This window comes from Halomonas sp. B23F22_3 (assembly GCF_043496965.1).
In the GTDB taxonomy this organism is placed as follows: Bacteria; Pseudomonadota; Gammaproteobacteria; order Pseudomonadales; family Halomonadaceae; genus Halomonas.
Genome location: NZ_JBIEKG010000002.1, coordinates 204,203 through 216,844, shown reverse-complemented (window position 1 = coordinate 216,844; position 12,642 = coordinate 204,203). Strand labels below are relative to the sequence as shown.

At 59.5% G+C, this 12,642-nt stretch carries 4 protein-coding genes; 3 read left to right on the top strand and 1 reads right to left on the bottom strand.

From position 1 onward, the window contains the following. Window positions 1-337: 337 nt before the first annotated feature. Together ACGTNG_RS04640 and ACGTNG_RS04635 are read left to right on the top strand one after the other, a co-directional pair. Window positions 338-3,946, top strand: a complete 3,609-nt coding sequence (locus ACGTNG_RS04640) for an NAD-binding protein (RefSeq protein ID WP_394575759.1) — start codon at window positions 338-340, stop codon at window positions 3,944-3,946. A 483-nt stretch (window positions 3,947-4,429) separates the two neighbouring features. Then, window positions 4,430-9,610: an ankyrin repeat domain-containing protein gene (locus ACGTNG_RS04635; RefSeq protein ID WP_394575758.1), complete on the top strand. Its 5,181-nt coding sequence runs from the start codon at window positions 4,430-4,432 to the stop codon at window positions 9,608-9,610. Here the strand turns inward: ACGTNG_RS04635 and ACGTNG_RS04630 are convergent, their stop codons facing one another. Continuing rightward, window positions 9,611-10,285 (bottom strand): hypothetical protein, encoded by a 675-nt coding sequence (locus ACGTNG_RS04630; protein ID WP_394575757.1) that lies wholly within the window; start codon window positions 10,283-10,285, stop codon window positions 9,611-9,613. 299 nt (window positions 10,286-10,584) lie between these two features. Here ACGTNG_RS04630 and ACGTNG_RS04625 point away from each other — a divergent pair, with 299 nt between their 5' ends. After that, window positions 10,585-12,525 (top strand): hypothetical protein, encoded by a 1,941-nt coding sequence (locus tag ACGTNG_RS04625; protein WP_394575755.1) that lies wholly within the window; start codon window positions 10,585-10,587, stop codon window positions 12,523-12,525. The last annotated feature ends 117 nt before the right edge of the window (window positions 12,526-12,642 follow it).

Here is a 12,642-nt window from a genome sequence, read left to right as displayed (position 1 = left end):
TGGGCTGCTTCAGGTTTTTTTCCTCGATAATCAGGTGTTGCTGGCTTTCTGGCCGGATGTAATAGAGATAAATTAAGTGAAATCAAGATGTCGGGGGATGAGTTGTCTATAACTCGATGTCGCCGAATAGAGCCTGTTGTCAGCCTACCCGCGTGTTCTGTTCCTATATAGACGTTCGATATATTTAAATATTAAGCTAAAATTGCCATAAGCAGATCTTCAAGGTGACTGATCTGTTAAGAGTGCTTCAACACGCTTGCAGTATAAAATATGAAGATTTTTTTCAAATAAATCAGAAGGTTGTATTTCTATCTGACGAGCACCGAGAGCCCTTGTCATGTCCATACCTACCACGCTGTGTGGTATCACGCCATCGGCGGGTCTATGGGCCATTGCGTTGGCCCTGATCATCGCGGCCTGGCTGCTGCGCAGCTTCATACTGGCCACTGGCTTCGTTATCACGGCTCTGCTGATGGCTCGGTTTGTCGGTCTGGAGCAGTTGGCAGAAATTGGCCTCTCTGCCTGCGCTACATGGATCACATTTCTGATTCTTGCCTTTCTGCTTGGTTTTCTCGTCCTGGTGTTGCAACTGCGGCGAAGGTGGTTGGCTCGCGTGCCTGCCGTAGCGGCATTGCTGGTTCTGTTCCTCGGGGGGGCGCTGGCGGCCTATGTGCATGAAGATGAGCCCACCCTGACCAATGTCTATCGCACCCTGCAACTGTTCGCGGGGCAAGCAGACTGGACCCAGAAGCAGGTGCTGGCCCATATGGATCGGCGGGATGATGCGCTTCTGGTGAACTTTACCCACCTGGTACGGCTGCTGGGCATACTGGCCACCTTTGCCCTGATCGTGTCGCTATTTCGTAACCTGCATGGTGCCTTGCTCCAGCTCTCCTCTCGACTCTTGGCCCCCAACAAGCGGATCGTCCTTTGCGGGTTGGGTGAGCTCGGTATGCAGTTTGTACAAGCCTATTACCAGCACATGGCAGGCCAGTCGAAGCTGAACTTTCTTCGATGGCTCCGCAGCCATTATCGATTGATCATCATCGAGCAGGATCCTGGGAATCCCCATATCGAGTCCTGTCTTGATAAAGGTTACCCCGTGCTAGTCCGGGATGTTTTCGACCCCGAGGTTCAATTGCGAGCCCGTGTCCACCGCTCCGACTACGTCATCCATGCGCTCCCGGACGATACCCGAAATGTTGAATTGGCCATCAGCATTCGCAGCACGTGTGAAGAAACGATCCAGGGTTCTTATCCGACATGGAATAGCCGACTGGCCCTTCTGAAGCCACTGATGAGCAGGCTGAGATGGCGACCACTCCCTGGCCAGGTGGCAAATCGGCCGGCGGCCCAAGTGCCGAAGCTGTTGATCCATGTGAATGACCCGCTTATCGCTCGCAGAGCGGAGGACAACAGTCGGCTCGGGCCTGAGCAGAGTACCGAGACTCGCTTCTTCAACCTCTATGAAACCAGCGCACGCAAGGTATTCGCGGAGTATGGCCCTGACTGGTATGCCGATACGGCGGATGCCGACTGCGTGCACATTGCCCTCTACGGCTATAACGCCATGGCTGAGGCCCTTCTCGAGCAAGCGGTTCGGCTATCTCACTTCGATCGCGATGCCCCGATGCTGCGTATCAGCCTCTTCGATCCAGACTTTCTCACTGACGACGGCCGCAGCGTTTTTGCGCAGCGCTATCCTCGCCTGGGCGATCTGGCGAGGCGAGCCGAGATTCGCTTGCTGCCCATGGCTGGGCAGCAGTGCATCGACCGGGAGGCATTGCATGAGTGTGCGCGAAACGGTATCGAGTCGCTGACGCCACCTACCCAGCACTTTGTCTGTTTCGACGATGACGCCCTGACGACCCGCTTTGCTCTGGAGCTGCGAGACCTGCTGCGCGATCAGCCGCCGGTGATCAGTCAAGGCCATATCCTGGCCTGGAACGCGCCGGTGTTCATCCGTCTCAAGCGGCATGCGGGCCTGGCGCGCATGTTCGATGTGGCCGAGCGGCTTCCGGGGGATGCCAGGAGCCGCATGGAGTCACCCGATAACCTCCATGCGTTCGGCATGCTGGACGACGTCGTGCAGTACACCGAACTGCTGGACGAGCGACGAGATAGGCTGGCGCGGACCTTCCATGAATCGGGGTATCGTAGCGTCCGCCAGCAACGGCCCGCCCTGAATGCCTGGCGCAAGGCCAGCGACGTGAGCTGGGAGCATCTGAACCTCTTCCTCAAACAGTCCAATCGGGCTCAGGCCGATCATGTGCGGGTCAAGCTCAGGGCGCTACGCTGCGTGGATGCCAAACCATCGCCTCGGCCTTCGGAGCCCAGGGAGCGCACGAATGCCTTGATCGCACAGGCGGCCCGGGAAACCGAGATTCAGTCGGAGCCGGTGCTGGCACTGCAGTTCTGGCCGGAGTTGGGCGCACTGATCAGCGTCCACGGCAAGCAGGATTACGAGCAACGGGCAATTCCGCCCGATCTGGTGGTTCGCCGACTGGCCGACAACCAACTGCTGGTCACCATCCTCAATGGAGAACCCACCTCTTATGACGACGAGTGGGACTATCGTGGGGAATGGGTGGCGAAGGAGTCTTGCTGGTATTTGACAGCCAGGGGGAAGGGGAAGACTCGGCTCTCTGTGTTCAGGCGACAAGTCCCCGTTGCCATTGTTGGGAATACGGAGATCCGTGAAGTATCGGCATGCGGCAAACTGCGAGTGACAGCCAGCGTGACGGACGATGCGACTTGCCCTCAGGTTGTGCTGCTGGAACAGGGTCAAGGCCGCGCCGTGACAGTGGAGCCACGGCCCAATAATGACGAGTTGATCTCGGCGCTGGCCGTTCAGCCTCAGGGCGAACAGGCGTGGATCATCGCCGTGGGCTGGGAGAATGGCTGCGTGCAGACAGTGCAGTCGACCGCCGATGGCCAACGGCAACGCATCGTTGCCGGACCCTGGCACCGGCTACTTCATGGCCATCCGGATAGAGAAGAGTCCGCCTGGGAGCGGCTTGCCAGAATCGAGCACGACCGCTGGAATGCCACCCACTGGATCGGTGGCTGGCGCTACGGTAAGCATCGGGTCGACCCGGCCCATGTCCATGACGATCTGCTGCCCTGGGAGCAGATCACCCAGGGCACCCGTCGGTTCGATCGCAAGGGCATAGCCCAGTTGCCCTTCCTGTTGACCGCGGCAACGGCAAACGCCAGCGGTGCCGCTAAGGAAACGGTCTGCCGTCGCTTTCTGGTCGGGGTAACAGCAGGGGTGCGTGGCCGGGAAGCCGCATCTGGTGATGGGCAGGTCGACGAGCAGGCGCTAGCCGAGGTAGTGAATCGCCTGCGGGCGCAAGCGGAGGAGGCGGCACGGGGGATGCCTATCCGCTTCACGGTGGTCAGCGCCTTGACCGACGGCCCCGAACGCCAGGTGGCCAAAGCCCTCGTCGACAGGCTCGGTGCCGATCTGATCGTGATACTGCCGGTGCCGTTCGAACTCTTCTATATGGATTTTTACGCAGGCAGTGTTCAAGCCCCTCGCGATGCCCAGGCACAGGCGCGCTGGCGGTCGGTTCAGGAGTATGCCGAACTGGTGGCAGGGGCCGTGCACTATCTCGAACTCCCCATGCGCTTCGGCAATCTCGAGGCGCTGGGTGCCAAGGTTGACTTGACCAGTGATCTGGAAGCATACCGGCAAACCCCGCACTACCGGCAGTACCAGCTTGGCGATGCCTGGCTGGTGCAGCGTTGCGACGCTCTGGTCTGTGTCGAACGACCTGTCAGTCAAGCAGGTGCTGCTACGCTCAATGAAGTGGTGCGATGGAGTCTAGGAGATTCAGAAATTCCGGATAAGCTGAAGTGGCATGAGCGCTGGTTTGCTCCGGCATCATTGCGTGAGCCGATCATGCTCACCGTCAGCGGCTCCAAGGATGGCAGGGTGGATTAGAAACGCAGCTGACCTCAAAAAGTTCTTTATTTTGCTTGGCTGCAAGAATTCTATTGCACGGCAGAAGCACAAGAAGGCTCGGCGGTCTCATACATTAGCACTATGATGCTGAGGTGGATGATACTCGAAAACATCAGATCAGGCACTTGCAACCCACATCGCCGACACTCGGCGATTGGCTATGCCAGTCCTATCCATTTTTATTAACCCGGCAACCTTTCATATATGCCTCAAAGCCTGCATCCATGGGCCATGAGAAGCATTGTGTCCAACCTATTTGATTGCCAGTTTAATAGCGATAGCATGCGGCAGCCTCAGACTAAGGCCACATACCATCAACTGAAGAGGTGCAACTCAACATTAGAGCCGGGCAGTACGCCAATGTCGCATTGTTGTTGCATTCAGCGGCATGCCCGCGATGAAGAAAAGTGAGACTATTCCTTGCGGCCCCAAGAAACCAGTTACTCTGTGAGGAACGATGCTATGACCACTTTATACCCACCGTTCCACCGCCGGACGATCATCCTCTCCTCTCCGTGGGATGTTGGTGTATACCGTCAGGCGGCACAGCGCATATATAAGGAACGGGTCGGCGAACCGACACGTCCGGACGCAGTAGCATTATATGCCTATGAAGACGCGATCAAGGACGACCCGTTCGACGATCGGCTTCCGGCGCAACAGCAAATTCCCTCGCCGCAAGATCCGCTCTGCGCGGGAACGGTGGCGGTTTTCGGGGAGTGGATCGGGCGCACGCTCCCGGCCAACTGGGACACCTCGCCGTTCGACTTGCTCAGCGCCCAAGACGAGGAAAAACGCTTCCGGCTCGTTCACCCTTGGGAGGAGGGCGCAGAGGAGACCGGCGGCTTTCCCCTCACAGGCAGCACCTTCGAGGTACTCACTGCCCTTGCGGCATCGGAAACCAACGGGCGAAGCGCGCCGCCCCTGCTTATCCTCTTCATCGGGCCGCCCAGCATCACTGACGAGCCTAACGCAGCTGCGGCGGACTGGGGCAACCGTGCGCTGCGGGACCAAATTACGTACGACTATCGAACGAAGCGCGCGGAGATGAATCGGCGTTTAGACGTAATCGATACTCATTTGCGGATGCTGCAAAACTTTAACCGTTACCTCGACGAAGTGCGCGGCCTGGTATCAAAGATCGTCGATACGGAAGAGGCGGCGGAGCAGCACATGCGACGCTTCTTCGACAGGGTGATCGGAGAAAACCCGCAGGCCGACCCAGACGACGTCTTCAAGGGGCTCGGCGTCTTCGACGTGGGAGATCGGTCTGTCTTTTTCGGGCGCGAAAGTGAGGTTGCCGACGCCCTCGCCCGGATCGACGCGCTCTGGGAACGGCCCGAGCAGCCACGCATTTACTGGGTGCGCGGTCCGAGCGGCTCCGGCAAATCGTCCTTCCTGCGCGCGGGACTGATAGCGAATATTGGCACGCGGGGGTCTTCGACTCCTACGCCCGCAAAACTCGTGGTTCGACCCAACTCACTTACCGAGCCCAACCCTTCCAGCACTAGCGGACCCGAGCAAGGTCCGACGCGCCAGCTCTTGCTCCGTTGCCTCGCGGCAGTTCTGCAATCGCTGCCTGACGGCGATACTCGACTCATCACCGCATTAGAGCAGTTCGATAGTGCTCAAGGCAACACGGTGGAGCGTGCCGCCGGCATCATCGGCGAGGTGCTGGGCGAGTGTTCGGAAGGAACCGATCACTCCCGTCGCCTAGTCCTAGGCTTCGACCAGTTTGAAGAAGCAGTCGACCTAATGGAAGACGCCCGCCAGGAGCCGGCTTGGTCAGCACTGATCTCCCTTTTGCTTCGGCTCGTGGAGAACCCTAATATCTTCGTCATCGCCACGATGCGAGATGACCGCGCCGTCGCACTCTCCCTTCATCCGGCGCTCGAAGAAGTCTACACCGCTACGAAGACGGGCTCGCCTAAGTTGCATCTGCCGTCCGGTGCCGACCTATCGGAGATCGTGCGCAAGCCTTTTACCTTCGTGCGCGATCTCGTCCTCGACGACGACCTAATCGATACGCTGATCGCGGATGTAGAAACATTTGCACGGCGCCCCGGCGACGCGAATGCGCACCCGGCGAGCCTTCTCCCGCTTATCAGTCTATCTCTCGACCGCCTCTACCGGGAAGTCGCAAAAACGGAGATTGAAACCTTCCGGAATTTTGGCGCGTATGAATCGGATGGCGATCCGGACGAGACCAGCGCCAGGGGCGAACACGAGAACAGCTTTGGCCGGGTTGCCGGTCGCAACCTGGAGGCGCCGGCCGCCGCGCGTCTCACCGTTGATCTTTGCAAAGCCTATAGGAGCAAAGAGAACGACCAGCCACACGATTACTTTGACGTGAAGAACGCCATCACTGTGCTGGCGGAGCAGGCTGTCGCAGAAGCGCGGGATGAATCGGGACCGAACTGGGACGATCTCGAAGTCTCTGCACTGCTGCGCCGTCTTGTTTCCTGGGCCGGTAGCCCCGAGCAGCCGTTCAGTCTTCCGGCGGCAGAGTGGCCAACATCCACGACTACGTTGACGCTCGCACGGGCGATGAAGGCGCGGCGCCTGATCGTTCCGGAAGACGGGGAAAGGATCCGCCTCATCCACGAGGCGGTCATCACCCACTGGCCCGAGGCGCGCCAATGGCTGGATTATGAGCGCCCGCTCCTCAAGCGCCTTCCCGCCCTCAAAACCCTCGCTGAAGATTGGAGTCACGAAGGTAAGCCCGCTGATGCCGTCGAAATGATCACTAATCGGTTTCAGGATGCCGCGTTTCGCCTTCTTGCTTCCCATTACGAGTTGTTGATCGACGCGGATCCGGAGGCGGACCCCGAACACAAGGCCGCGATGCGCGATTTCGCCCTCGACGCTCTCTCGAAGTACGGCGTCCCGCGAGAAAGGGTGGAGGAGTCGGCCCGAAAACCAACGCATTTCCTGCTCGCTGTCGCATATCGGCGGATCGATATCGCCCGCCGGATGCTAGAGGTCGATCCCGGCGTGGTAGACATCCCCAAAACGGATGGCCGAACCGCAATCTTCGTCCCGGCCTTCTACGACGATTTGCCGATGCTGGAGCTTCTGCTCGCCCACGGCGCAGGAGCAGATACCCCTGACGAAAAGGGCTGGCGCCCTATCCATGCGGCGGCAACAAAGGGCGCGTTAGCGGCGGCGAAACGGCTTGCGCAGAAAGACGTGGTGCTGACCGGCCAAGGTGCGCCGGGCGGTACCAGTCCGTTGCAACTAGCGGCCGCCGGAGGGCATCTCGATCTCGTCCGGTATCTGGTGAAAGAAAAGGGGGTAGATCTCGAAGCGGTGGATTCAAACGGCCAAACCGCGCTCCTGAGAGCCGTCTCCGCAGATGCAGTCGAGGCGCTTCAAACGCTCATTGAGCTTGGAGCGCAGATCGACCGGACCGTGCACCACGACACCCCTTTAGATTTTGGCTGGAGTCCCCTACATGTCGCAGCAAACGCAGGCGCGGTTAGGGCGATCGAGGCACTGTTAGAGAAAGAGCTTGATCCAACGATTGTGCTGAAGAATGGCTTCACTCCGCTGCACATTGCGGCGCGAGAAGGCCAAGTTGAGATCGCGGGTGCGCTCGTCACAGCGCTCCGCAAAGCGGGCCACTCAGTCGATCAGCCCGCATGCGACGACTGGCAAGGTAGAACTCAGAACATCGTCAAGCGGATTGAAGATCGCAAGACCTGCGAGCCGCACACCGGCAATGGCCACTTCGACATCACACCGCTCCATCTCGCGATCATCCATGAACAGACCGCGATTGTTCGCCTTCTGTTGCCCTTTTCCGATCCGAACGCTATGACGGGATCGGGTGCGACAGCCTTGCATGTCGCCGCTTCCCACGGTCGCACGGAGATTGCCCGTCTGCTGATCGAGAGTGGACGGTGCGCAACCGAGCACCGAGACGCCTATGGCCACCGCCCGCTTCAGAGTGCGATCGAGGCTGGGCACTGGACGACCGCACGAGTGATGCAGCAAAGCGCCGCGCTTGGCGCCGGCGCGCTCGTTTGCAAGACGGTCGGAGGCGAGGAGGTGGAAATGACCCTCCTTCAACATGCCGCGGCCACCGGAAACAGGCAAGCATTACGTTTCGCCCTGCACAATGCTAAAAACCTGACAAATACGGTGAACTCGCCCGGCCCACTAGGGCGCACGGCCCTGCATCTTGCTGCGATCGTCGGGGAACCGGCGGCGATCGGGGATCTTTATGAAGCCGGGGGCGACCCTTTCGCGCTCGATCAGAGAGGCCTATCGCCGCTGCATTACGCGGCACGGCGGGGGGATGCGGTTGCATTGGGGGAACTACTCGCGAACGCGGAAACCTCCGAGCCTCTGGGCGCAGAAGCGGCACCCTCCCTACTCCATCTGGCCGCCCGAGCGGGCAAGGAAGACGCAGTCGCGCGGATCATCGACCAGGGGTGGAACACGGACGCGCAGGACGCCTTCGGGTACACACCTCTCCACCGGGCAATCGAGGCGGGATCTTTACGCGTCGCCCAACAGCTCCTCGAAGCGGGCGCGAGCCTGATTGCACCCGCAGAGAACCACCAGCATACGGCGCTGATGCTAGCTGCTCGAGCCGGGTCGTTAGAAATCGTGGACTGGTTATTGGCTCAGCCTGGTCTGCAGCCTAATTCCGTTCCGCCCCAAGGCCGCACCCCGCTTCTGACGGCGATCGCCTACCGCCATTACGCCATCGCCGAGCGCCTGATCCGAGCTGGAGCCGACCCTAAACCACCTGATTCCGAAACCGGGCTGACAATCGCCGATCTCTATACTCGCCAGATCCACCAGGCGGACGCATACGGATTGTACGATCGTCGCCATGAAGGGCTAGAAACTGCGCTGCAGGAGGCAGGCTTCGCGCTTACACTCAAACCATTTACGAATCCGAAAACCGCCCCACCGCCTTCACGCAAACGTGTTGAGCGCGATCGCGTTGCAACTTCTCGTCTCGTGACGACCACGCCCGGCGCGACCGGGTTCTTTCCAGAGTTCATGCCGAAGGGTGGCGCCGATGCTTGGACAGCGGTGCCCGACAAGGAACGCGCGGGGTTCTTGGAGCAGATTTCTCCAGTCGACGGGAAGTGGCCTCTCGACACTGAAACAGCGATCGTCTCCTGGCGCCAACTACCCTTCTACGACAGCGTAGCGCTCATAAGCATTCGCAATAGCGAACTTGACGAGCGCAACACGCGGCTCTTCTATCTGACAGACCAAGGGAAACTCTTTCGGCTCAATGGAACGTCGCCGCCAATACACGAAGTGAATGCAAAAGCGCCGATCAAGATTAACGAGGACAATGTTCTAGACTACTTGCGGTTTTTTTGCTTCTTTGTACGCGGCGAGGAAGGGCCTTTTTATATAGCCGAGGATGCGGATGATCCACTCCTGCCGCGCTTTACCGAAGAGGCTGCGCAGTCCGTACTCGAAGGCACGGTACGCCCAGCGAGTTTTGATGGCAAAAATCAGCATGGCCATTTTATCTGCAGTTCAGTCGTTAATTATAGCAACGCGATCTTCATCGCCAATTTCGCTGTCCAACCAACTGGGATGCTCGAAATGTTGAATGATGAACCGATCGCCACAGACCTACCCGGGCGCGTCAGTTGGCGGTTAAGCTGATTAGAGCCCGGCGAGATCGAGTTCAAGCCGCTCAAAACTGCGTGTCCGGCCGGTTGCAAATGGACCGCTTCGTGATCGCCAGAAAGCGAGAATCTGGGGAAACTGGTTGAACTCCAACTGTCCAGAGCGAATGATTCTTCGGTCGAGCGGAAGTATCCGTAGCCCATCCGCGAGTGCATTATCGATCTCGCTCCGGTCATCACTTGCTGCACGCAGTCGGCGAATGAGCTCCGCCGGTTCGTCGGATCCAAATCGCGCTTTTGCTAGCTCCCTGCGCGCAATTAGACGGTCGCGCAGATCGCGCGCGCGGCCACCAGTGGCGCCCCGAGCAAGCCGGTTGACGTAGACCTCGGGCATTGAATAGTTAATCGCTACTTGGCTGAGTTCTGGAAGCCAGATGAGCACTGCCGAGCGCATCTTCAGAACTAGGTCGAGTTCCATTACCTGCTTGCAGAAGATGCATGCGGTCACAAGCGCGTCGGCTCCGCTCGCTTCCGACCCGTGGCACACTTGGTATTTCGCGCTCTGGAACCCACAGAATTGGCAGACGTAATCGTCGCGCCGCTGGGCCGCTTGTGCGGCAGGGCTGGGCACGGCGGTCGACACGTCATCAAAACACCCGCAGTCCGTGTAAGGGTCGGGTGGGGTCGAAAGACCTAGCCTTAAATCCAGCATAATCTTGTCCTCCTCGCTAAAATTTTCAGCTTCGTCTTATCTGTTTGCATGTTACTTGGTTCTTAGCCAAACTGACGACATTGGGTGTGACGGGACCAATACCAACCACTGTTACCATTTCTTGATCCTAGCTTATATGATGCAGACGGCTGACTAGTCCAGCCCGGATATTTAATTAGAAACGCAATAAAAGCGAATGAATATCGTTTATAATCCAGCCTTTTAGACAATAAACAACCGACACAGACGCCATAAGGGAATGTACCAAGCCGACCGCCTATTTCAACGAGTTATTTCCCATGTCCGAAGGCCCTTTCCTCCCGCCCCGTCTGACCCTGCGCGTTGGGGTGACCGGCCATCGGCCGAACAAGCTCGCGGAAGCAGACACCGATCTTCTACAACAACGTGCCGGCGCAGTGCTGGGATGTCTGGCAGAGGTGGCCCGCCGCATTCAGGCTGAGAGCGATGCCGCTGGGGCCGCGGCGCCATTCGCAACCGGTGTCGCACCGCACCTGCGCTTCGCCACGGCCATTGCCGCGGGTGCGGACAGTTTCACGGCTGATGCGGCCATCGTGGCGGGTTATGACCTCAACATAGTCCTGCCGTTTCCACATGCCGCCTACGTCGCGGCGCAGGATTTCACCCGAAACGAGCGCACCACCTTCAACCGGCTATGGGCGCATGCGCCGGAGCGCACGACACGCACCGAACTCGATGTCGCCAACCGGCCAGGCGATGACGAAGCCTACCGCGCGGCGGGGCGACTGGTGCTCGCGCACAGCGATGTGCTGCTTGCGGTCTGGGATGGCGAGGCCGCCGCCGGTACAGGCGGCACGGCTGAGATCGTCGCTGAAGCGCAGCAACTAGGATTGGTCGTCGTCTGGCTGGCGCTCGACGGGGCGTTGCGCTTGTGGACGACCGAGCCGGGCACAACGGACCCCGCTGGCGAAGGCCATTGGCGTGAACTCGAGATCGAGGAGACTGGCGATCCCTGTTCAAATCCGCTTGCCGCAGGTGTCCGCCATCTGCTCAGACTGCCGGAGGCCGTAAGTAAACGCCACGGCGACAGTTCGAAAGATTCCTGGTCGCCGCAAATCTGTCTGGTTGAATTCCGCGAGACGCGGCTGCGCACGTACGCATTCGCCTGTGCCTATAACTGCTTGCACTGGCTGTTCCGCTTGTCGCCGCCCTTGCGGCCTTGGGTGGATTACACCGCGTCCGAAGCCCACGCAGGGCCGCATTGGGCGCGCGTGGGCGACATCGCGAGAGAGATTGGCGGAGAGCCGTTCGCCACCGCTATCGAGACAAAACTTCAGGAACGCTGGCGACGCGCGGATAACGTCGCGAACCATTATGCCCACATGTACCGCAGCGCCTACGTGCTCAATTTCACCTTGGCTGCGTTGGCGGTGACTGCCGGCCTTTTGGTGCTGCCGCTGGCTGTCCCTTTCTACGACAGTATCCTCTGGCTGAAAGCATGGCTTGTCGTGACCGAACTCGCTTTCATCGGGATGATCCTGTGGATTACGTGGCGCGGTAACCGCGACTGCTGGCATCAGCGCTGGCTTGACTACCGCAACATCGCTGAGGCGCTGCGACCCGCGCGGCTGCCAATCCTGATGGGCAGCTCGCCAATTGGCCCCGGTTCTTTGACCGGGGCCACGCCGGGCGAGGCCTGGGTCGCTTGGTACGTGCGCGCCAGCCTGCGTGAAATCACACCCCCCACGGCGGTGATCGGACCAGACGCACTTGGTTCGGTCATAGATGTCGCGATCGACTGCGAGATCGACGACCAAATCGCCTATCACCAGAGTAATGCCGATAGATTGCACGCGCTCGATGACCGGATGGAGAACACAGCCGTCAGGCTGTTGCTCGGCACGCTGCTGGCAGGCGCGTTCTATCTGGCCGCCTATGGCTATGTGGTGGTCACCCACGACAAGGCGCTGGTCAAGGAGGTGGTCAAGCCCTTGGCGACCTTCTTCGGGGGTGTGCTGCCGGTCTACGGCGCGGCGCTGTTCGGCATTCGTGCAACGGGGGATTTCCGTTCCTCGGTTCAGCAATCCGAACGCATGATCGACGAACTGGGGGTGTTGAAAACCCATTTGCAGGGCCAAAGGGCCGCGCCGAACCGGGCCAGGCTGCACCGGACCCTCGCACGGGTCACGCGGACGTTGGCCGACGATCTGCATTTCTGGGGGGTGATTTACAGCGAACGCGCACTCGAACCGGGTTTCTGAATTGGTGGCCCGGGGCTGAACGGGAAAAGAACGCATGGCACACATCTTCATCAGCTATTCCTCGCGCCAAGGGGAGGGGCCTTACCGCAGATTTCGCCTCGGCCCTGGAGACTGAGG

Bases quoted from the DNA above. Each gene is read 5' to 3' on its own strand.
- ACGTNG_RS04625 (WP_394575755.1), top strand. From the start codon at position 10,585: ATGTCCGAAGGCCCTTTCCTCCCGCCCCGTCTGACCCTGCGCGTTGGG.
- ACGTNG_RS04630 (WP_394575757.1), bottom strand. From the start codon at position 10,285: ATGCTGGATTTAAGGCTAGGTCTTTCGACCCCACCCGACCCTTACACG.
- ACGTNG_RS04635 (WP_394575758.1), top strand. From the start codon at position 4,430: ATGACCACTTTATACCCACCGTTCCACCGCCGGACGATCATCCTCTCC.
- ACGTNG_RS04640 (WP_394575759.1), top strand. From the start codon at position 338: ATGTCCATACCTACCACGCTGTGTGGTATCACGCCATCGGCGGGTCTA.